General features: G+C 65.0%; 20 protein-coding genes. 8 read left to right on the top strand and 12 right to left on the bottom strand.

The window, feature by feature from the left end:
* The first annotated feature begins 4 nt into the window (after positions 1 to 4).
* Positions 5 to 958, top strand: coding sequence for an MBL fold metallo-hydrolase (locus tag AB0J47_RS22305; RefSeq protein ID WP_364348896.1), 954 nt, complete (start codon positions 5 to 7; stop codon positions 956 to 958).
* Positions 959 to 977: 19 nt separating this feature from the next.
* On the opposite strand, the gene AB0J47_RS22300 is transcribed toward AB0J47_RS22305, so the two are convergent.
* Together AB0J47_RS22300 and AB0J47_RS22295 are read right to left on the bottom strand one after the other, a co-directional pair.
* Positions 978 to 1,616: a Uma2 family endonuclease gene (locus tag AB0J47_RS22300; RefSeq protein ID WP_364348893.1), complete on the bottom strand. Its 639-nt coding sequence runs from the start codon at positions 1,614 to 1,616 to the stop codon at positions 978 to 980.
* 149 nt (positions 1,617 to 1,765) lie between these two features.
* Positions 1,766 to 2,740: a nitronate monooxygenase gene (locus AB0J47_RS22295; protein WP_364348890.1), complete on the bottom strand. Its 975-nt coding sequence runs from the start codon at positions 2,738 to 2,740 to the stop codon at positions 1,766 to 1,768.
* Positions 2,741 to 3,076: 336 nt separating this feature from the next.
* Between AB0J47_RS22295 and fadD5 the strand changes: the two genes are divergently transcribed.
* Positions 3,077 to 4,648, top strand: a complete 1,572-nt coding sequence (gene fadD5, locus AB0J47_RS22290; RefSeq protein ID WP_364348887.1) for a fatty-acid--CoA ligase FadD5 — start codon at positions 3,077 to 3,079, stop codon at positions 4,646 to 4,648.
* Between the two features lie 267 nt (positions 4,649 to 4,915).
* Here the strand turns inward: fadD5 and AB0J47_RS22285 are convergent, their stop codons facing one another.
* Positions 4,916 to 5,524: a TetR/AcrR family transcriptional regulator gene (locus AB0J47_RS22285; RefSeq protein WP_364348884.1), complete on the bottom strand. Its 609-nt coding sequence runs from the start codon at positions 5,522 to 5,524 to the stop codon at positions 4,916 to 4,918.
* Positions 5,525 to 5,644: 120 nt separating this feature from the next.
* Between AB0J47_RS22285 and AB0J47_RS22280 the strand changes: the two genes are divergently transcribed.
* Positions 5,645 to 6,349, top strand: coding sequence for a methyltransferase domain-containing protein (locus AB0J47_RS22280; protein WP_364348881.1), 705 nt, complete (start codon positions 5,645 to 5,647; stop codon positions 6,347 to 6,349).
* Here AB0J47_RS22280 and AB0J47_RS22275 read toward each other — a convergent pair whose 3' ends face one another.
* Positions 6,350 to 8,722, bottom strand: a complete 2,373-nt coding sequence (locus tag AB0J47_RS22275; protein ID WP_364348878.1) for a lysylphosphatidylglycerol synthase transmembrane domain-containing protein — start codon at positions 8,720 to 8,722, stop codon at positions 6,350 to 6,352. It abuts the gene before it with no gap.
* 266 nt (positions 8,723 to 8,988) lie between these two features.
* On the opposite strand from AB0J47_RS22275, the gene AB0J47_RS22270 reads away from it, so the two are divergent.
* Complete coding sequence (locus tag AB0J47_RS22270; RefSeq protein WP_364348875.1) at positions 8,989 to 9,825, top strand: SDR family NAD(P)-dependent oxidoreductase; 837 nt, start codon at positions 8,989 to 8,991, stop codon at positions 9,823 to 9,825.
* Between the two features lies 1 nt (position 9,826).
* Here the strand turns inward: AB0J47_RS22270 and AB0J47_RS22265 are convergent, their stop codons facing one another.
* A complete protein-coding gene (locus AB0J47_RS22265) occupies positions 9,827 to 10,594 on the bottom strand; it encodes an SDR family oxidoreductase (protein ID WP_364348872.1) in 768 nt (255 codons plus the stop codon).
* The gene (locus tag AB0J47_RS22260; protein WP_364348869.1) at positions 10,578 to 11,366 is read right to left on the bottom strand and encodes a 2OG-Fe(II) oxygenase family protein; all 789 of its coding nucleotides are present in this window, start codon (positions 11,364 to 11,366) and stop codon (positions 10,578 to 10,580) included. The genes AB0J47_RS22265 and AB0J47_RS22260 overlap by 17 nt, the downstream gene beginning before the upstream one ends.
* Positions 11,367 to 11,472: 106 nt before the next feature.
* Between AB0J47_RS22260 and AB0J47_RS22255 the strand changes: the two genes are divergently transcribed.
* The gene (locus tag AB0J47_RS22255; RefSeq protein ID WP_364348866.1) at positions 11,473 to 12,066 is read left to right on the top strand and encodes a GDSL-type esterase/lipase family protein; all 594 of its coding nucleotides are present in this window, start codon (positions 11,473 to 11,475) and stop codon (positions 12,064 to 12,066) included.
* Positions 12,067 to 12,257: 191 nt separating this feature from the next.
* Here AB0J47_RS22255 and AB0J47_RS22250 read toward each other — a convergent pair whose 3' ends face one another.
* Complete coding sequence (locus tag AB0J47_RS22250; protein WP_364348863.1) at positions 12,258 to 13,622, bottom strand: AarF/ABC1/UbiB kinase family protein; 1,365 nt, start codon at positions 13,620 to 13,622, stop codon at positions 12,258 to 12,260.
* A gap of 229 nt (positions 13,623 to 13,851) precedes the next feature.
* Between AB0J47_RS22250 and AB0J47_RS22245 the strand changes: the two genes are divergently transcribed.
* Both AB0J47_RS22245 and AB0J47_RS22240 read left to right on the top strand, forming a co-directional pair.
* Positions 13,852 to 14,631, top strand: coding sequence for a GntR family transcriptional regulator (locus tag AB0J47_RS22245; RefSeq protein WP_364348860.1), 780 nt, complete (start codon positions 13,852 to 13,854; stop codon positions 14,629 to 14,631).
* Between the two features lie 400 nt (positions 14,632 to 15,031).
* The gene (locus AB0J47_RS22240) at positions 15,032 to 15,982 is read left to right on the top strand and encodes an oxidoreductase (RefSeq protein WP_364348857.1); all 951 of its coding nucleotides are present in this window, start codon (positions 15,032 to 15,034) and stop codon (positions 15,980 to 15,982) included.
* Between the two features lie 327 nt (positions 15,983 to 16,309).
* Here the strand turns inward: AB0J47_RS22240 and AB0J47_RS22235 are convergent, their stop codons facing one another.
* The 5 genes from AB0J47_RS22235 to AB0J47_RS22215 form a co-directional block, all read right to left on the bottom strand.
* Complete coding sequence (locus AB0J47_RS22235) at positions 16,310 to 17,434, bottom strand: nitronate monooxygenase family protein (RefSeq protein WP_364348854.1); 1,125 nt, start codon at positions 17,432 to 17,434, stop codon at positions 16,310 to 16,312.
* Positions 17,435 to 17,651: 217 nt separating this feature from the next.
* The gene (locus tag AB0J47_RS22230) at positions 17,652 to 18,392 is read right to left on the bottom strand and encodes a methyltransferase domain-containing protein (protein ID WP_364348851.1); all 741 of its coding nucleotides are present in this window, start codon (positions 18,390 to 18,392) and stop codon (positions 17,652 to 17,654) included.
* A 49-nt stretch (positions 18,393 to 18,441) separates the two neighbouring features.
* A complete protein-coding gene (locus tag AB0J47_RS22225; RefSeq protein WP_364348848.1) occupies positions 18,442 to 19,791 on the bottom strand; it encodes a wax ester/triacylglycerol synthase family O-acyltransferase in 1,350 nt (449 codons plus the stop codon).
* A 142-nt stretch (positions 19,792 to 19,933) separates the two neighbouring features.
* A complete protein-coding gene (locus AB0J47_RS22220; RefSeq protein ID WP_364348845.1) occupies positions 19,934 to 20,584 on the bottom strand; it encodes a methyltransferase domain-containing protein in 651 nt (216 codons plus the stop codon).
* Positions 20,585 to 20,603: 19 nt separating this feature from the next.
* On the bottom strand, positions 20,604 to 21,227 hold the full coding sequence (locus AB0J47_RS22215) for a hypothetical protein (protein WP_364348842.1): 624 nt from the start codon (positions 21,225 to 21,227) through the stop codon (positions 20,604 to 20,606).
* A gap of 55 nt (positions 21,228 to 21,282) precedes the next feature.
* Here AB0J47_RS22215 and AB0J47_RS22210 point away from each other — a divergent pair, with 55 nt between their 5' ends.
* Complete coding sequence (locus AB0J47_RS22210) at positions 21,283 to 21,759, top strand: MarR family winged helix-turn-helix transcriptional regulator (RefSeq protein WP_364348839.1); 477 nt, start codon at positions 21,283 to 21,285, stop codon at positions 21,757 to 21,759.
* The last annotated feature ends 6 nt before the right edge of the window (positions 21,760 to 21,765 follow it).

The following is a 21,765-nucleotide window of genomic DNA, read 5'->3' as shown; positions in this document are numbered from 1 at the left end:
CACTGTGCCCGAATCCGGAACCGAGCGGACGCCCACCCTGCCGACCGTGCTGCGCTGCTGCGCCGCCCTGGCGGCCACACCTGGTCGACTGCTGCGCCCGCGTCGCCCCGATAGCGTGTTGCTGGCCGGTCTGGAGCCGGTCCCGCTGCCGCAGACCAAGGTGACTGTCGGACTCACCGTCCTGATGCAGGCCCGTATGGCCGCCCCCGCCACGATTGTCGCTGAGGGCGTGCGCAGCCTGCGCGAATTGCCGATGACCATGTCGGCCTATCTGATCGAACATCCGAAGGCGCGATTCCTGGTCGATCCGGCCCTGTGCGCGGGGGTGCACGATCGGGTGCTGCCCGAGCTGCCGTTCCCGATTCCACTGTTGGTCGCACCCGATAAGCCGGTGCTCGGCCTCTCGGACGCACTGGCCGCCCGCGATATCGCCGTCGATGCAATCGATTTCGTACTGCCGACCCACCTGCATTGGGATCACGTCTCCGGCCTGCTGGAGCTGCCCGATTCCGTGTCCATCCGACTACCCGCCGTCGAACGCGCGTGGGCACTCGACGGCCCGCATGCCCCCGTCGGCGTTGCCCGAGGCCCGCTGCGCGGGCGCACCTTCGACACCTTCGAACTAGACGGACCGCCGGTGCTCACCTTCCCGCGCAGTCTGGACCTGTTCGGCGACGGTTCGGTGCTGCTCGTCGACCTCGCCGGACATACCCCGGGCAGTATCGGCGTCCTGCTCGCGGTCGACGACGGCACCCGGGTGCTGCTCGCGGGCGACGCGGTGTGGAACAAACTCCAGGTCGAGCTGATCCGCGAAAAGGCTCCCATGCCCGGCCAACTCTTCGATGCCGACCGCGATGCCACCTTCGCCACCATCCATCGCCTACACGCCCTACCCGACGGCATCGAAATCGTCGCCGCCCACGACTACTCCGCGGTCGAGGCACTGGCGGCGAGATAGGACCTGGTCTGCGCGAAATTCAGTCGATGCCCTCGTCGAGTTGCTGCCAAGTGGCGTGCACCTCGAACGGCACCAGCGAATCGATCGCGCTGGCAGAACGGTCCGATCGGGTGTGATGTCCAGCCGAAACGTACTCCCCGGCCGAGTTGAGCGTCAGCATCTCGATCGAAACCGCGGGACCGTCCTCATTGGCCATCCGGACGATCCAGTAGTGCTGTATCTCGAACCGGGCATATTCGGCACGATTGTCGACCAAGTCAGCAGTGATCGTGGTCGGCGAGACCACCTCGACCACCAGCACGGCGTCCGCGGCTGTCGGCTTCATCCGCCACTTCGGTCGAGGCTCATCGATGCAGCGGTAGACGATGACGTCCGGCCGCTTGTAATGGAAGGGGACCTCCGAGACCAACATGTCCACATCCCGGTTGACCCGCAAGCACGGCTCCGCTGAACCGCGCTTGGCATGGCCGTCCAGCAGTGCCCGTTCGATATTTCGGGCTATCGCATTGTGATTCGGCGAGGCGGATTCACAGTGGATGATCATCCCGTCTCTGATCTCGACATTGCGCGCCATGTCCTCTGGCATGGACAGGTAACCGTCTATATCCACCGGCAGGATGTAGGTCTTCGGCAGAGACCAGTCGAACGCTTCCGACACGGATGACCGTCCTTTGGCTGGTAGTCAACGTCATCGTAGGTCAGCTTGTCGACTGACCTCGGTCGCGGTAACCCCCGATGGAGTGCGACGGGCCTGGTTCGACTATGGGACGAGCCCTGGCGCTCGGTCCAGGGTTTCGCAACGAGTCCCTAGGCGACTACCTTCTCCGCGAGGCGCGCGGTGATCAGCTCCTCCGCCTCGGCGACCATCCGGCTGATCAGTTCGGCGCAGGACGGGATGTCGTGGATGAGACCCTGGGCCAGGCCCGCCGACCAGATGCCCGCATCGAGATCGCCCTCGTCGAAGACGCGGCGTCCGCGCGCACCCGCGACCAGATCGCGGACATCGTCGAAAGTGCCACCGGCCTTTTCGATTTCGACGACCTTGCGGCTGATTTCGTTATCCGCGACGCGCGCGGTGTTGCGCATGGTCCGGAAGATCAGCTGGGTGTCGAGTTCGGAGTTGGCGACGATCTGTTCCTTGACCTTCTGGTCGATCGCCGATTCCTGCGTGCACAGGAAGCGCGTGCCCATGTTGACGCCGTCGGCACCGAGCGCGAGGGCCGCGACCAGTCCTCGGGCATCGGCGATACCGCCGGAGGCGATCATCGGAATGTCGAGCACCCGTGCGGCTGCCGGGATCAGGATCAGTCCGGGAATATCGTCCTCACCCGGATGTCCGGCACATTCGAAACCGTCGATGCTGACACCGTCGACGCCGATCTTCTGTGCCTTCAACGCATGCCGGACGCTGGTGCACTTGTGCAGCACCTTGATACCGGCCTCCCGGTAGTACGGCAGGAAGGGCTCCGGATTGCTGCCCGCGGTCTCGACGATCTCGATGCCGCTCTCGATGATCGCCTGCACGTATTCGGCGTACGGCGGCGGATTGATCGACGGCAGGATCGTGACGTTCACGCCGAACGGCTTATCGGTCAACGCCCTGGTCCGCGCAATCTCCTTGCGCAGGTCGTCGGGGGTGGGCTGGGTCAGCGCGGTGATGAAGCCGAGCCCGCCCGCGTTGGCGACGGCCGCGACGAGGCCGGCGCGGCCGACATGCATCATGCCGCCCTGCACGATCGGGTGTTCGACGCCGAATGTCTCGGTGAACCTGGTACGCAGCATTGCGCTTCTCCTATGCGTTGCGGGGCGTGCCAGTGGCGCCCTTACGCAGTGATGGTGACACGGGAATCGTCTGCTGTTCAACTCATAAGTGAGTCGGGATTCGCATAGTATTGCCGTCGGAACGGGTGTGTAGGTGGGCAGCAACTATCGAGATAGTCGGCGAATATGCAGCTAGGAGCGATTTTCGCTGTGCAAACCCGACCTCGGAACGATTAACAGCGATTCGTGACCTAGTGTCTTGCTGCCTGAATAAGTTAGTTGTTATTCTGCTCTCAGTTCAGCCCGTCGACGCCGTCGGATACACCGGCGTCCGTTCGACGGTCCGAGAGGAGTGGCATGACCACCGGTGCACAGGCGCTCGACGAGCCGATCAGGTCGCGGCGCAACCACTGGAACAACCAGATCGCATCGCATGCGCAGATGCGCCCGGACGCGGTGGCCGTGCGGTTCCGTGGTGTGGACACCACCTGGCGGCAGCTGCACGAGCGTTCGCTGAAGTTCGCCGACGCGCTCGCCCGCCGCGACATCGGCTTCGGTGACCGGGTACTGATACTGGCGCTGAACTATCCCGAATATCTCGAGGCCGTCTTCGGCATCAACGCACTCGGCGCCATCGCGGTCCCGGTGAACTTCCGGCTCACCCCGCCCGAGGTCGCCTATATCGTCAGCGATTCCCGCGCCAAGGCGATCGTCACCGACACCATGCTGCAGCCGTTGGCCACCGCCGTGCAGGGCGAGGCGACCGAGCTCGCGACCTGCATCGTGATCGGTGGCCAGACCACCGATTCGGTGCTCGGCTACGACGAAGTGCTGGCCGAGGGCGGCGAACCGCATACACCGCTGGACATTCCCGAGGACACCCCCTCGCTGATCATGTACACCTCGGGCACCACCGGCAGCCCGAAGGGTGCGGTGCTCTCCCACGCGAACATGAATGCCCAAGCGCTGACCAGTATTCGGGCCACGGATATCGGTCCCGACTCGGTCGGCTTCTGCACGTCACCGCTGTTCCATATCGCCGGACTCGGCAGTCTCGCACCGTATTTCATGCTCGGCGGCAAGATCGTGCTGCATCCACTCGGTGCCTTCGATCCCACCGAATTCCTCGAGGCCGTCGAACGTGAGCAGGCCACCACCGCCTTCTGCGTGCCCGCGCAATGGCAGATGATCTGCGAGGAGCCGACGGTCAAGCAACGCAAGCTCGCGCTGAAGGTGCTCAGCTGGGGTGCTGCCCCGGCCTCCGATACCGTGCTGCGGGCCATGGCCGACTGTTTCCCGGACGCGGTCAATGTCGCGGTCTTCGGTCAGACCGAGATGTCGCCCATCACCTGTGTGCTGGAGGGTAAGGACGCGATCCGCAAGCTCGGTTCGGTAGGCAAGCCCATTCCGACCATCCAGGCCCGCGTCGTCGACGACGAGATGAACGATGTCGCGCCCGGCGAAATCGGCGAAATCGTCTATCGCGGACCGACTCTCATGCAGGGCTACTGGAATAAGCCGGAGGCGACCGCCGATGCCTTCGCCGGTGGCTGGTTCCACTCCGGTGACCTGGTCCGTGCGGACGAGGAGGGCTTCCTCTGGGTGGTGGACCGCAAAAAGGACATGATCATCTCCGGCGGCGAGAACATCTACTGCGCCGAGGTGGAGAACGTGCTCTTCGCACATCCGAAGATCCGCGAGGCCGCGGTGGTCGGACGGGTGCACGAGAAGTGGGGAGAGGTGCCGGTTGCCGTTGTCGCCCTTGCCGATCCGGATGCCGAGCTCACGCTCGATGACCTGGCGCCGTTCCTCAACGAGAACCTGGCGCGCTACAAGCATCCCAAGGATCTGGTGATCGTGGCCGAGTTGCCGCGCAATGCCAGCGGCAAGGTTGTGAAAGTTCAGCTGCGCAAGGACTACTCGTCCTGAGCTTTTGCCGAATCGAAGACATCGGCGGTGCCGACGCCTCACGATCCCGCATGGTGATCCGACGCATCCGGGCCGCCGTACTCGCGGTGCACAGGCAGGTGAATGTCATTGGACCTGGAGGGTTCCTCGGGCCGATGCCGGCCGGTCCGGTGGCGAAGGGCGGGGCGGTGGCGCGGTCCCGCCGAGCAGGCGCTCGAGCTGATCGGGCACATCGGTATTAACGGGAGGTGGTCAGGCAGACTCAGATCTGTTTCGAGGAGTACCCGATCAGTGGCCGGCGCGGCTGACCCGTCCGGTATGTGACACCCGGCTCGTCAGGCCTGGTCCGACCAGAACTTCGAGGCGACGGTAGGTTTCGGCCGCGGGCAGCGGCGGTTCCGCGTCCGCGATCGAGCCGAGCAGGCCGACGACACCCCAGGACAGGAAGGTCATCGTCACCGCGAATTCGTCGTCGTCCATCTCGAGTCGACCCGAAAGTTGTTCGGTGAGAATTTCTTCCACCATGCGTCGGGTCGAGCGCAACAGCACTCCGGTCGCCCGGCGACCCAGTAGCGCGCGGTAGACCTCCGGATTCGCCGACGCCAGCCGGAACAGCGTGTACAGCGGTGCGAGCGGTTCCGAATGTTGCGGTGCATCAGGATCATTCGCGGCCGATTCGACATCTGCCACCGCCGCGCGCAGGTACTCGGTACTGCTGACCAGCAGCAGATCGTCCTTGTCCCGGAAGTGCGCATAAAAGGTGGAGCGTCCGACATCGGCGCGATTCAGGATGTCCTGCAACGTGATCCGGTCATAGCCGCATTCGATCATCAGCTCGATCAGCGCCCGGTGCAGCAGGCTCTTGGTGCGGCGCACCCGACGATCGGTGCTGGTCATCGGCATCCTCCGAACGCGAAGACCGCGTTGTCGTACAGATAGTGCGAATCCGTTCGTAACGGCACGATATCCGCACTTTTGCTTCTGGTCTATCCGGTCATCTGGTCCGATTATGAACTCATGACCGGAAACGCACAACAGTCCACTAACACACATGCTGACCGGAACTCCGAGATCGGCATTCTCATCACCAAACCACGCGGCTATCTCGCTGTGAAATCGGCCTTCTTGCTCGGCCGGGTCGGCAGCCTGAACGCTCGCCTCGTCGAGCTGACCGGTGCCGCCGCGGGCGATCATGCGGTCGATATCGGTTGCGGCCCGGGCCAACTCGTTCGGGCCCTCGCCGATCGAGTCGGGCCGTCCGGTCGAGTGATCGGTATCGACCCGTCCCGGGAGATGATCGATTACGCGAGCGGTCGCGCCGCCCCCCACTGCCGTTTCGAAGTCGGCGCCGCCCAGTCGCTGACCCTGCCCGATGCCTCGGTCGATGTGGTCACCTCGACCTTTGTCATGCATCACATTCCGGAGGCCCAGCGCATCGCGGCACTGGGACAGATGTTCCGGGTGCTCCGCCCGGGTGGCCGACTGCTGCTCGCCGATACCCACCCGACCGGAAAAGTCCTTCCCGCGGCGGTTCGCATCATGTCCCGATTCGCCGCCCGTCGCACCGACGACCCGCACGCGCCCGGACACCACGCGGACCCGCTGGCGGCCATCGATATCCGCCGCTATCGAGAAGCCTTGCGGACGGCCGGATTCGGGACGGTGGACTTCACCGCGATCCCACCGACGACCGGCGTGCTGGTGGCAACCAAGGACGTCTGATCAGATCAGGTCCTTCGATGTCATCCAGCGCATGCAGAACCAGCCGCAGAACACTGGCAGCCAGCAGGTGAGCACGCGGTAGAGCAGCACCGACGGCACGGCGATGGTCGCGGGCAGGCCGAAGGCGGCAAGGCCACCGATCAGTGCGGCTTCGACCGCGCCGACGCCACCGGGTGTCGGCGCGGCCGCGGCCAGGGTGCCGCCGATCATGGTGACGATGGTGAGGGTGATGAACGACGCGCCACCACCGAACGCCTCGACGCTGGCCCACAGCGCGAGCGCCAGGCCGAGTGTGATCGCACCACAGCCGAGCACGATCACCAGGAAGCGCTTGGGATCCCGGGCCAGATCGCCGAGTTCACCGAGCACCTCCTGCAACTGTGGGCGCACCGAATTGTTCAGCCAGCGACGCAGTTTCGGCACGAACATGAAGGCGCCGATAATGCCGACGCCCACACCGGCCGCTAGATAGAGCACGGTGGCGTCGGGCACGAAATGCGACAGATTCGCCGAAGTGCCCGCCGCGACACTGAACAGGATCAACAGGCTGATGTGTGTGATCACCTGTACGGCCTGCTGCAGTGCGACGGCGGCGGTGGCCCGCACCGCGCCGAGTCCGGCCTGCTGCAAGAAGCGCACGCTCAAGGCCAATCCACCGACACCCGCGGGTGTTGTCGTGGCGGCAAAGGTATTTGCGATCTGCATGATCACCAGATTGCGGAAGCTGACCAGGCGCGTGGCGCAGGCCCACAGTGCCGCCGCCGCACCGATATACGTCAGCCCCGAGAATGCGAGCCCGAGCAGCGCCCACCACCAGTTGGCGCTCCACAACTGCGAGAAGAAGGTCGGCACCGCGCTGATGAACGGATAGGCGACATAGACCAATCCGATCAGCAACACCAACTGGATGATCTGATTGCGGCTGAACCGGGTGATCTGCTCGGCCTCGATTTTGTCCTGGCCGGTCTGCTTGCGCACCTCATCGCGGGCCGAGGAGACCACCTCGCCCCAGTCCGGAATCGACTTCTTGATCCCGGCGGGCATGGCGGACTTGGTGAGTCGGCTCGCCGCGGTCAGCACCGTCTGCTCGCCGAGCGTCTCGATGGCGGTGCGCACCGCCGCTTCCTTGCCGAAGACCGCCGTGGTCGAGACCAGCAACTGCGCGACATCGGACTGCCGCTGGTTATCGGACGCGCCGAATTCCGCATTGATGAATCCGCTGAACAGCGTGGTGCCGTTCTCGATTCGGATCTCGGCGGGTCGCAGATCGCCGTGCGAGATCTGGCCGCAGTGCAATGCGGACAGCGATCGCCATACCCCGGCGAGCTCGTGATCGGAGGTTTCGTCGAGCGGCCTACCCCGAGGCATGGTGTGCGCGTACAGCATCCAGCCGCGCTCGAGTGCCGCGACGGCGACCTGCTGCACGGCGGCCAGACCCATTTCGCCGGCGGCGATGGCCACCAGCGCGCGGTGCTCGACGGCGCGGTGCATCGAGCCGTGCAGTGCCGCCGTTTCGCTGGTGCGGAAGGTGAGCCAGCGCCACAGCTGGCGCAGCGCACCGAAGCTGCGCTGGTTCTTGCCGAACAGCTCTACGGTCAACTCGCGCTCCGGACCGTCGATGGTCGCGGCGAGCACCAGCGGACCACGCCCGGCGGGATGCAGCACGGTGAATGCGGTGACGGTATGTCCGCGCCTGGCCAGCACCCGCACCGCCGCCTCCAACGGCACCTCCAGCGCCGGTGTGCCGACCACCAGCATGATCACCGCGCCGACCAACCAGCCGACCGCGAGTCCGAACATGGCCCGCGCGGGCACCACCGTGCTGACCACCAGGTGGATCGGTGCGAACGCCAGCAGCAGGAACCACAGCCAGCGCCGCGGTCGGGTCGGCAGCCATGGACTGGATAGGGTCAGCACGGCGGCGAGCATGGCGATCCAGCGCGGATCGTCCAGGAACTGCGAAAGGAAGGTATCGAGCCGGTCCGGCACCTGCAGATGCCATTGCGGCGCGGACAATCCCGTTCCGGTGATCGATAGCAGCAGGCCCGCGACCAATCCCGCGGCCGCGTAGCCCGCGAGCAGCTTCCACTGCCTGCTGATGATCAATTCGATGAGGATCGCGAACGGCAGCGCCAGAATCGCCGTGCCGTAGACCAGGTACACCAGATTGGACTGGTCCGGATTGAGGAATCCGACGATATTCGAGACCGAACGCTCCAGTGCCAGCCACTCCGGCCGGGTGATCAGCGAGGCGGCGACGATCACGCCGACCCACAGTGCCGCGAGTACGACACGGATGATGTCACTGGTCCGCCGGATCAGCGGTTGCAGCAGGCTCCCCGTGACCGGGATATCCCGCCCGTCAACTCGCATCTCATGGCCCTCCGCTCCTCCGCCTCCCCGGGCCTTTTGCCGGTCGTAGGTGAGTCCTAACGTACCGTCGCGGGCCGACGGTTCCCGGAGTGGCTGAGTTCTGGGCGTCCCCGGCGAGCTACCCATGTTCGTACTAGATCAACTGTTGCGTTGGCAGCACGATACACAGCAGTCGGTTCCCACCGACCTACCGGTTGGTAGACGGTCTTGCCGAATCCGTTCCGGCCGATGAGGATCAGCACGAATCAGCCGACGGAAGGCAGGACATGGCAGCACAGGATCTATCCGGGAAGACGGTGGTGGTGACCGGCGCCAGCTCCGGCATCGGCGCCGAGGCGGCGGCGAAGCTGGTGGCGCACGGCGCGACCGTCGCGGTGGTCGGGCGCTCGCCGGAGCGCACCGCCGCGGTGGCGGCGCGGATCGGCGCGGAGTCGTTCATAGCCGATTTCGCCCGCTTCGACGAGGTGCGCAAACTCGCCGATCAGCTGCTAGATCGCTATCCGCGCATCGATGTGCTCGCCAATAACGCCGGCGGCGCGTGGGCCGAACGCACCGTCACCGATGACGGCAATGAGCTGACCTTCCAGGTAAATCACCTGTCGCCGTTCCTGCTGACCGCCCTGCTGCTGGATCGGCTGGTGCAGTCGCAGGCCAGGGTCGTCAATACCGCGAGCATGACCTACCGGATGGCGAAGCTGGACCTCGACACCGTCAACGCATCGACCGGCTCGTTCAACCAGCTGGGCGCCTACGGCACTTCCAAGCTCGCCAACATCATCTTCACCAGGGAGCTGGCCCGCCGCACCGAGGGCAGCGGGCTGGTCACCGCCGCATTCCATCCGGGCGCGGTCGCCACCCATGTCTACGACAATGCTCCGCTCGGACTCGGCGCGTTCATCCGTTCGCCGCTGTCACGGCCCTTCTTCATCCGGGCAGATAAGGGCGCGGATCCACTGGTGCACTTGGCGACTACGTCGGAGGAGATGAACGGCAAGTACTTCCACCGGTTCAAGGAGGAACAGCCGCGGAACAGGCGGGCCGTGGATGCGGAACTCGCGCAACGGCTTTGGACCATGTCCGAGGAGATCACCGCAACGGCGTAGGTCAATGGGCGTCCGCACCGAGTGCGTGACGCCCAACCTCGGCCGCCACCGCGACGGTGAAGATTTCGCCGGTCATCTCGCCTCGATCGAGTTCGACAATGGCCCGCACCACCTGTTCGGTGGACACCGTCGCGGGAAAATCGTTGGGCGCGATGGCATTAGCCCGCACCCCGAACTCCTCGAATTCGGCCGCGATATGCCGGGTCAGGTGGTTGAGCGCCGCCTTGGACGCCGCGTAGAGCGCCTGTCCGCCGGGGTACACCCGCGAACCCGCAATGCTGGAGACATTCACGATATTGCGATTACGGGCCCGGTTCTCGTCTCCGGCGTGCACCCAGCTGCGCTGCGCCAAGCGCGCCGACAAACGCAGCGGCACACCGACATTGACCGCGAAATGCGGATCGAATTCGTCGAGCGCGGCGTCACCGTCGACGATACCGCGCGGCTGAAATCGGCTGTGCGCGGCATTGTTGACCAGCAGATCGATATGCCCGAAGCGGGCAAGTGCGATATCGATGACGCGCTCGACTTCACCCGCTTCGGTGAGATCGGCCTTGATCACGAATATCCGCGAAGCATTCTCCGGCACGGGCATTTCCGGTTCGAAGGGATCGACGAACCATTCGAGCTGTGACGGTGCCGCCGGGGTGCGATTGCGACAGACCGCGATGATGTCGTAGTCGGTGTACAGGCCGCGGCAGAAGGTATCACCCAGGACGCCACCCGCCCCGGTGAGCAGGCACACCCGGCGTTCAGTGCCACTGCGCAATGCTGTCTCCTCCCCAGCGCCGCACCACGTCTTCCTTCGGCCGGTGCAGCCACATCACCACGCTATTGCGCGCGGCGGCGTTATTGCCGACGAACGTATGCCAGGAGCGCGGTGTGCACTCGAACAGCAGCAGCGAGTTGTTCAGGGGCGGAATCGTCAGTGCGGGAACCGGGTTCGCGCCGATATGCGCATACAGCGCGGTCTCGCCGCCATCGCCCGGCTGCCAATCCGGATTGCCGAAATAGAACAGCACCGCGACGGCGCGCACCGTCTCCCGCGCGAAGACCTCCGGCGTCCGCGGGCCGATCTTCAGATCCACCTCCGGATCCACGGTCCTGACCTCGCCCGGCCCAGGCGCCACCCCCTTGAACCAGGCCGGATTCAAATCATTGTGCGGTGACCCCGACGGGCTCCCCGGCCGATGATGGTGCACCGACCCCTCGACATCACCGGTGGTAGCCACCCCAGCTACCCGCGCGATCAGGTCATGCCATTCCCGCGAGAGAAACAGTGCCAACGGCCCGTCCCGCAGTCCGGCCAGTGAGGCCCCGACCGCACCGTAATCGGCCGCCACCGTTCCGAACGACTCCGGCCGCTCGCGGCGCACCCGCGCCAACTCATCGGCCAACCGCCCATAGAACTCGGGCACGAAAACATCCCGGGCATATACATGCGGAAACGGCTCGACCCGGCGAATCCAGCGGCGATGCGCGAACAAACCCGTGAACCACGGCGGCGCCGCGGCCACTGTGGATTCGGCTACCCCTGTCAACTTCAATCCCTCCCGAATGACCACAGCGATCCTAACGGGCACGACCGGAGTCCGTGCGGCGGTAGCCGGGCCCTGCTCCGCGGCGAGCAGTTGCGAAGATCGCCGGATGTGGAACGACCTTCGCGTGTGCTGCATCGGTGATTCTTTCGTCGCGGGTGTCGGCGACGCGCAGTGCCTCGGGTGGGTCGGTCGCCTGGCCGCCCAGACCTACGCGAATGGCCAGCCGCTCACCACCTACAACCTGGGTGTGCGGATGCAGACTTCGACCGAGATCCTCGGCCGCTGGCAGACCGAATGCGCCCCACGATTTCCCGACGGCTGCGATGCCCGCCTGGTTGTCTCGTTCGGCGTCAACGACACCACCATCATCGACGGACAGCCCCGAGTGGCTCCCGAACAATCGGCGGCCAACCTGTCCGAGCTGCTCACACAGGCCGCCGAGCTGCCGGTCCTGGTCGTCGCGCCGCCGCCCATCGATGACATCGACCACAACGCCCGGACCGCCGCGCTCGACGAACATTTCGCCGAGATCTGTGCTGCCGCAGCGGTCCCGTACGTGCGCGTCCATCGACCGCTGCGCGACAGCGCGGTATGGATGCGCGAGGTGCGCGCGGGCGACGGCGCGCATCCCGGCGCGGGCGGTTACGACGAATTGGCCGCCCTCATCCGGCCGCACTGGCGAGAGTGGTTGGCACGCTGACCAATCCGGGCGCGTGGCCGTGAGCCTGGCGGCGATGAGCCGATCGAGGGCCGCGATGATCGGTATCCACCCATCGCCGAGAAGTCGGAATCGTCGGTGGCGGGAAGTTCGGCGCGCGAATCGCTCTGTCTGAGACGCAATGTCTCGGGTTGGTGTCTCGGCGGCGTCGGGGCAGGTCAGCGCGGTTGGGCTCAGCCCACAGACATGCGCCGCGCATCCGCTTCGGCCCGCTTGCGCCGAGCCACCGCTAGATCGACCGGCACTGCGTCCTGCTCCGCGGGGCGAGTCACCAACTCGTGCAACGTCGGATGCCACCGCCCGACTTCGTCGCGGAACGAACCTTCGGTCTCCAACTGACCGATCGCACCGATCAGCGTGAGCATCGATCGCGCGAACGGCGTGAAGCGCGCGGGCATAGTGCCTTGACGCAGGGCATTCGTCAACCGCGGATTCGTCACCCGCAGTACCTGTTTGCGCAGCCAGCGCATGGTGAACCGGTAGTTCGCGTGCCGGAAAGGTTCGACGCACGGCGCGACCACATGGAACAGATCCTCGGCATCGAGTACCCGGCCCGGTTCGCAGAAACCGTGCCGTCGTACCGCCGCCTCCAATTCGGCAGGCCCGCCGTTGAACAGCGCATCGCAGTAGTCGAAGGCGAATTCCTCGAAACCCTCGGTCGGCCACGGTGTGCAGGCTCCGAAGTCCACGACGCCGAGTCGCCCATCCGGCAGCACCCGGAAATTGCCCGGATGCGGGTCGCCGTAGAGCAGACCGCTGCGGATCCAACTCGATGCCATGAACCGCACCAGCTGCATACCGACCCGATCCCGCTCGGCGCGCGTACCGGAGGCGATGACGCGCGGCAGCGGCGTACCGTCCAGCCATTCGGTGACGAGCACGTCGCCGCGTTGTTCGATCACCCGCGGAATATAGAAATCCGGATCGTCGGCATAGGCCGCCGCGAAGATCCGCTGGGATTGCGCCTCGGCCGCATAGTCGAGTTCGTCGAGCACACAGGCGCAGACCGCCTCGGTCACCCCCTTGACATCCGCACCGGGCACGAAAACCGTTGCCAGCATGGAGATCCGGCGCAGCTGATCCAAGTCGTTCGCGACCGCCTGCTTACCGCCGGGATACATGATCTTCACCGCGACGGGCGTACCGTCACGCCATACCGCGCGATGCACTTGGCCGAGCGAGGCCGCGGCCGCGCGCCGATCGTCGAATTCCCGGAAATGCCAACGCCAGTCCTCCCCCATGCTGGCGGCCATCGCCGCGTGCACCGAACGCGGCAGCATCGTCGGCGCGGAATCCTGCAACCGGCTCAGCGCGACTTTGTATGGCTCGGCGAGTTCCGGCGGCAGTGCGAGTTCGTAAATGGCAAGCAGCTGACCGAGTTTCGCGGCACAGCCTTTCAGTTCGCCGAACACCTCGAAGATGTGCTGTGCGGTGCGCATTTGGATTTCACGATTGACCTCGGCGGCCGGTCGGCCGAGTGCGCGCTTACCCACACCTGCGGCCTGACGGCCGGCGAAGGCGACCGGCAGCGCCGCCAATTTCGCATTGCGAACTGCCGTACGAACTGGAGGTTTACCGTTCGACCTCATCGCGAAAATGCGTGCATGTCTAGTTGTCGAACTCTCGGCCGATCGACCGTCGCCACGCTGAATTGTCATGACTCACCTCGCACCGCACACTGACCAGTGTTACACAGGTGCAGTCTCGCACAAGAGAGCATAGACTGTCTGGGACGTATTCGGAACCGAGTCGAAAGGTGGCATCTCGATGGGATCCCAAACGGTAGTCGCCGACGTTGCCGATGAGCTGGCACGCCGGGTTGCCGCGGGGGAATATCAGCCGGGGGATTTGATGCCGTCGGTCCGTCAGGTCGCGGAGGAGTTCGATATGAACCGCGCGACCGCGCAGTTGACCCTCGGTCGGTTGGAATCGTACGGATTCGTCGAGGCGCGACGCGGTAAGGGGTTCACGATCCGCGATGTCCGTGAGGCGGGCGGTCTCGATGTGTATCGGCACCTGTTCAGGTTCTCGGTTCCGATGCCGGATGTGGCCGTCGAGATGTTCCACGACATCATCGAGGTGGAGCGCGGCATCGTCATGGAGGCGCTGCTCGCCTACACCAGCAGCGAACAGGAGATCGATCCGGCCGAACTCAAGGCCGCGATCGATCAACTGGAATCGCTTGCCCGACAGGAGGTCCCCGACTTCCAGCAGATCCTCGCCATCGAGATCGGTCTGGTCCGCCGGTTGCTCACCGCACTCGGGCTGAGCATGCAGCGCGCGATCATGAATTCCATCGGCGAGATGGTGCTCGAGGTGCCCGAGGCCGTCGAGGCCTTCTTCGCGGGCGCGGCCGATCTGCATGTATTGGTATGGCGTGCGCTGGTCGCGGTGTGGGATTCCGGTTCCGGCCCGTCCGACGCCCAGCTGGCGCTGTTCGAGGATCTGTTCGGGCTGTATCACAACAAGGTGATCGCCCGATTCGAGGAATTGCTCGACGTCGGGGCCGAGGACCAAGAGGATGCGGAGCAAGCGGCGACCGCCTGATCCTGCTCGATCCTTCCGAATTCACTGTCTGAGTCATCAATTGGTCCGTGCCGCTCAACGCCGTCCGAGAGGCGTACGGTTGCCGCTGTCCGGCAAGATCGTCGCATTTGAATCTCTGTCTGGGACGGCTCGGGATTTTTGTCCTCGACCAGGCCGCCGATGGGGTGTTCGCGGCGAACTCGAGGCCAGCGCCATGCAGCTCGGGCAGGCGCTGATCGTGGCCGAGTCGAGCATGAAGCCCGACGGAGCTCCCAGAGCTGGCCATGCTAGGCCGGGTCTTCGGTGGCATCGTCGGGGTCTGCGCGCAGCTCGATGGAAGGTCCGTTCGTCGAGTTGGTCGAGCGATGGCTGCCCGGCTGCACGCGACGACGAAGCGGTCTAGATCAACCAGGAGTTCTCTGTGACATCGGTACCAATCCTGCCGCGCCGCTGGACCATTGCGGATATCGCGGACCAATCCGGAAAGACAGCCGTGGTCACCGGCGCCAATAGCGGCCTCGGCCTGCGCACCGCCGAGGCATTGGCGAGCAAGGGCGCGCATGTGCTGCTGGCCTGCCGAAATCCGCAGAAGGCCGCGACCGCACTGGATGCGGTAACGGCAGTGTCAATCGGGCCGAAACCTGAAGTGCTGCAGCTGGATCTGGCCGATCTCGCCTCGGTCGGACGCGCCGCCGAGCAGATCAACGACACCGTCGGGCGGATCGATCTGCTGATCAATAATGCGGGTGTGATGGCGGTGCCGCGCTCACGAACGGCCGATGGGTTCGACGCCCAGTTCGGCACAAATCATCTCGGGCACTTCGCATTCACCGGCGGCGTACTGCCCGCTCTCTTACGCGCCGAACAGCCCCGGGTGGTGACCGTATCGTCGGTGGCCGCGTGGGTCGGCGTGATCAACTGGCTCGACCCGAATTGGCAGCGGTTCTATCTGCGCTGGCCCGCCTACAGCCAGTCCAAATTGGCGAATCTGCTGTTCACCGCGGAACTCGAGCGCCGCGCCCGCGCGGCCGGATCCGACCTGCGTGCGGTGGCCGCGCATCCCGGAGTGTCGGCGACCCATCTCTACGACCGCGACGGTGAGAAGGGTGTGAACGGTATCTTGGCGGCGATCCCGCAGGCGATCCTGTTCGCGCTGGCCCAGTCCGACCGCATGGGCGCACTGCCGCAGCTGTATGCCGCCACGGTTCCGGCGGTACGCGGAAACTCCTATGTGGGACCGGGTTTCGAGTTCGCCGGATATCCGCGGCGGGCGCTGCGCAATCCGCTTGCCTATCGTCGCGCGACCGCGCGCAAACTGTGGGAGCTCAGCGAGCAGTTGACCGGTGTGCGTTACGACTTCTCAGTGACCTAGGTCGATATCAATGCGGTGCCGCGGCGAAGGCGGCGAGCACGAGCGAGCTGACGATCGTGACGGCAAGTACAGCCAGCACCACCAGATTTCGCCGTTGCGGCAGATCGGCATGCATCAGATTCGGACACTCCGGCTCATTATGTCCGCGACTTCCGCACCGAGGGTTGGTGCAGGGATACATGCCTACCTCCCGAAACTGACGCGAGCGCTCGCACTGCAGCAGTGCGAATCACTTGTATACCGCGTGCGCCGCCGGACGGCTACCCAGCCACGGGAGTACGACGACGCCGCCCCAACAGGTCGGTCGAGGCGGCGTCGAAGAGTTTGCTACAGCGCGCTATTGAGCTTGTTCAGGCGGTCGCATGCCTCCACGTACTCATTGATCAGCCGGGCGATCACATCGGCGGAACGCTCCACCTTGTTCATCATGCCGACGACCTGACCGACCGGATTGAAGTTCACATCCTTGGCGGCTTCGGGATAGCGGTGCCCGCGCTTGACGCCGTCCAAGGCCACCATCATCTGCAGCGGCATGGGCAGCGGATCCGGGTTCTCCGGCGCCTCCCAGGCCTCGGTCCAGTCGTTCTTCAGCATGCGGCACGGCTTACCGGTCCAGGACCGCGAGCGCACGGTGTCGTGGCTGGAGGCTTCGATATAGGTCTGCATCTGCGCGGGCGGCACATTCGCCTCCTCGACAGTCAGCCACAGCGAGCCGGTCCACGCACCCGCCGCACCCATCGCCATGGCCGCGGCGACCTGGCGACCGTTGCCGATACCGCCGGCGGCCAGCAGCGGCATATCGCCGATGGCGTCGACCACCTGCGGCCACAGCACCATCGAGGAGATCTCACCGCAGTGCCCGCCGCCCTCGGTGCCCTGGCAGACAACGAAATCCAGACCGGCGCGCTTGTGGTTGAGCGCATGCTTCACCGAACCGCACAGCGCCCCGATGAGCCGTCCCGAACCCTGGATCTGCTCGACCACATCCGGCGGCGGAGTGCCGAGGGCATTGGCGACCAGCTTGGCCTTGGGATGGCGCAGGATCACCTCGATCTGCGGCGCGACGGTGGTCGCGGTCCAGCCGAGCAGCTGATTGTGGTGTTCACCGTCGGGCAGACGCGGGACATTGTGCTCGTTGAGGAGTTTCTCCGCGAAGTCGCGGTGCCTCTGCGGAACCAGTTCCGCCAGTTTGGCTTCCAGCTGTTCGGGGGTCAGATCATCGATCCCCTTGCCCTCGTACTTCGACGGGATGACGAGGTCGACGCCGTACACGCCGTGTACATGGTCGTCCAGCCAGGCCAGTTCGACCTCCAATTCCTCGGCGGTGAAGCCCACCGCACCGAGCACGCCGAGTCCGCCGGCATTGCTGACCGCGGCCGCCACATCGCGGCAATGGGTGAAGGCGAAGATGGGGAATTCGATCCCCAGCCGGTCGCAGATTTCGGTACGCATGGCGTGCTGGTCTCCCTACTTGCTCAGCAGCCGGATCGCAACGGCTGACGAGTGCTGGAACGGGTTGCATATTTGGTCACCGGCCCGCGCTGCCGATTCGGCCGACTGTCGCAGATATCGCCATGACGCGGCGGTAGCTTCGTCGACAGGCGCGGACGCCTGACTTCGAATGTAACACGTTCTAGTTTTCTCGGGGTAGCTGTTCTCCTCGACTGAATCAGAGTTCCGCGGTGAGGAGCCGGTAGCCCAGGTCGAGGTGGGATTTCCCGAGTAGCTCGGCATTACGCCTGGCCCACCTATCGGTGGTGAGATCGTCGTGGAGCCGGTTCAGTCCGTCCTGCAGTAGCGCGGCCGGGGTCAGCGCAAGCATCGACATGCCCGCGCGCACGGTTTCGTCCAGGTACGCCTCGGGTCGCCGCCAGTAAGCGCCGCCGAACCCGTCTACGCAATCGTGTGGGATCGGGATCGACGTGATCGATACTTCGCCGAGTAGGGCGGTCAGGCGCGGGAGTGCGACCGCCAAGCGCGCATCGGTTTCGGCCGCGGCGGGCAGATAGTCACGGACCAGCCAGAATTCGCGGAAGACGGTGTGGTCCCAGGTCAGGATGATGATCCGGCGGCGGGCGATCCGTTTCAGTTCGGCGATGCCGCGATCGAGGTCGGTCCAGTGGTGCACGGTCAGGACGGCCAAGGCGGCATCGACCGCGTCTGTGCGGATCGGCAGCTGCTCGGCGACCGCCTTGACCGCTGGTGCGGCAGTCGGTGGGCGTTGGGCGATCATCACCTGGCTCGGCTCGACCGCGATCACGGTGCCCGTCGGTTCATAGGATCCGCTGCCCGCTCCGACATCGGCGATCGATTCCATGCCACGCACCGCGTCATCGACAACTGCGGCGAAACGCGGATCCGGTTGCCGGGTCCGCGTATACGTCCGTCCGGTGTGGTCGTAAAGAGTCATGGTCGCCAGCTTCAGCCTTATTTACTGGCGACGTAGGCGATTCGACGGTTCAGGAGGCCGCTTGCTCCAGTTCGGCCAGCGAATTCTCCAGGTGGTCGAGCAGGCTGTGCAGTCGCGGCACACTACGGCGGCAGCCGACGAGCCCGAAGTCCAGACTGTCCACATTGGTGGTGAGGGTGATGTTTACGGCTTGGCCGTCGAACGGAATCGACATCGGGTACGAGGCGTCCAGACGGGCCCCGTTCCAGTACTGCGGTTCCTTCGGGCCCGGCACATTCGAGATGACGATATTGAACGGCGGGTTCGTGAACGACAGCATGCCAGGCAGCAGAGTCAGGGCGAGCGGGCTGAGCATCAATCCGGATAGCGCCATAGTCTGGATGGGGGAGAGCGAGTTGTAGACCTCTTTGCTGCGGCGCATCGATTCGCTCACCACACGCAACCGTTCGATCGGATCGGCGATATCGGTGCCGAGATTGCACAGGATCGCGCCGACCTTGACGCCACCGACCTCGTCCTCATCGTCCCGCAGCGACACCGGAACCATGGCGATCAACGGCTTGTCGGGCAGGGCATGCTGTTCGATCAGATATGCGCGCAACGCACCGGCCGACATCGCCAGCACCACATCGTTGACGGTCGTGCCGGTGGCCTTCTTGACCTGCTTGACGCGTTCCAGCGGCCAGGACCGGACCGCGCACCGCCGCGCGCCGCCGATCGGCACATTGAACATCGAGCGCGGTGCCTCGAACGGCATCGTCAACTGCTGCTGCACCAGTGCCGCCCGTGCCACCCGCAGCGCGGCGGGCCCGGAATTGACCGCCGACCGGAGATTTCGTGCGAGCCCGCCGAGCAGCGAGCCCGACGGTTCGCTCTTGCGAGGCGAACGGGGCAGGTTCCACGGCACGCGCGTTTCGGTCGCGGTCGGATCGTTGGTGAGCGTTCGCTGCAGCACTCGCTGCGCGGTGACGCCATCGATCAGCGCGTGATGCATCTTCGAGTACAACGCGAAGCGGCCGTCGTTCAGCCCTTCCACCAAGTGGATCTCCCACAGCGGGCGGTGGCGATCGAGTAGAGCGCCGTGCAGGTGGGAGGCCAGTGCTAGCAGTTGATCGAAGTTACCCGGACTCGGCAGCGCCGATCGGCGCAGGTGATAGGCGAGTTCTACCTCCTCGGCCTGGGTCCACGCCAGCTGGGGCGCGCCGAGCCAGGTTGCCGGGCGCCTGCGGAAGGTGGGGTGGAATTCGTTGTCCGCCAACAACTTCTCATGGGTCAGCCGAGCGAAATCGGGCCCGGCGTCTTCCGGCGCCTCGAATAGTTGTAGCGAACCGACATGCATCGGGTGCTCGCGGGATTCGGCGAGCAGGAATACGGCATCGATCGGAGAAATGAGCTCCATGGTCTGTCGCCCCCTGACGACGGTGTGGTGCTGAGGTCTTTGGTGAAAGGAAAACGACCACGATGTCGATAAGGGTTCGCACAGCCATGTCCCCTGTGCTGTCCCCAACCTTACTGAAAGGTGCGGATTCGCGTTCGCCGAATCAGCGATCCTTGACCAGGAGCAGGTAGGCCTGGCGGCCGCGCTCACCGGGATCCGGTTCTCGGATCAACCGGGCGGTCGGTGTGAAACCGGCCTGTTCGGCCAGCGTGGCGAGCCGATCCGCTGACCATCGGTACGCGGTTATCACCTTGTGGTCGAACGGTTCCACATCCTGGACCTCCGGTGCCTGGAAGAACGCGAGCAGTGCGTGCCCTCCTGACTCGAGTACCCGATGAAACTCTGCCAACACAGCGGGCATTCGTTCGGGCGGCAGATGGATGATCGAGTACCACACGAGAATTCCCGCGAGAGCGGCGTCACCGATATCGAGGTGCTCGATGGAGCCCTCGTCGAATTCGAGTGTCGGATACTGTGCTCGCGCCAATTCGAGCAGTTGGGGAGACAAGTCGATCCCGAAGATATCGAGCCCGAGCCCGGCCAGGTGTGCGGTCATTCGACCCTCACCACAGCCGAGATCGGCCACCCGACCGCCGGCCCGCACCAGTTCCGCGAATGTGCCGAGCATGGCGCGGTCGAATGGCTGGGTTGCGAGGTGATCCTTGACGAATTCGGCATAGCGGATGGCGATATCGTCGTAGGCGGCACGGGTGTGCGCCACATCCGCGGGATCGGTTCGACTGTTCGTTGTCACTCGGACATCATGCCCTCCGTCACCGCTCATCGAGTCGCGCCGCGACGCTGGATTTCATTGCGAAGCCCGTGACAGGCATGCGGCGCAACAGTTTGTCGAGGTTCAGGGCGGTATCGCAGATGCCGAGAAGCGCGGCGCCGCCCGTCACGACAAGGACGCCGTACGAACATATTTCGTCGAAGCCGACCGATGTCGACATGGCCGCCGCGAAGACGATCAATACCGCGGTGGCGGCGCGTGCGGTGAGTTTCGCGGCGACGCCGAGGATCAAGCCGATGGCCAGCAGGGTTTCCGATGCGGTCGCGATGACGGCGAGGGCCGGCACCGACCAATCCAAGGCCTGTGGTGTGAGCGTGCGGGTGTAGTCGGTGAACGCGGAGTAGTCGCCCCAGGAGACACCGTCCGCGCCCGATGCACCGAGCAGGCCGAATCGGTCCGCGACCGAACCAGCGAACAACGCGCCCAGCAGGATTCGCACCGTCGTATTGACGACCACGGACCGGCCAGCGGTCACCGTGAGCACCGCGACGCTCGCGAGCACCACCGCGGTGATCGCCCCGACCGATCCGTCCGCGAAGGCCAGCCAGCCGAGTTCGATCATCAAGGCCAGCGCTGCTAGTCCGACCACAACCTGTCTAGTCATGTGCACCATCCAAAAGTAGTAAGGTTCCTGACTAAAGGTACGAAGGAGCTCCGGAATGGTCAAGAGCCTGACTAATCCATTGGCTGATCGGCCGCCGCCGCTCGGGAATCTGCTAGGCGCCGCGGCGCGAACGCTTGCGGCCGAACTGGACGCGGGCCTAGCGGCGGCCGGATTCACCGATCTGCGGGCCGCGCATGCGCCGGTATTCCAGGTCATCGATCCCCAAGGCACGCGACTGATCGATCTCGCCGGACGCGCGGGCATGACCAAGCAGGCGATGGGTGAGCTCGTGCGGCACCTGGATTCGCGCGGCTATGTCGAGGTGACGCCCGATCCAACCGATCGACGGGCGCGGCTGGTTCGCCTCACGGCGCTGGGCTGGTCCGTGGTCGAGGCAGGGCGGGATGTGGTCGAGCGATTCGATGCGCACCTCGACGCGATCATCGGAGCGGCCGAGGTGGATCGGCTGCGTGCGGTGCTGCTGAAAATTATCGGCGGCGCCGGTCTGTCCTTCAGCGCCGCCGCAGACTGAGCGCGC

The sequence above is a fragment of the Nocardia sp. NPDC049737 genome, from assembly GCF_040674755.1.
Classification (GTDB): Bacteria; Actinomycetota; Actinomycetes; order Mycobacteriales; family Mycobacteriaceae; genus Nocardia.
This window is presented reverse-complemented; position numbering and strand designations above follow the sequence as displayed.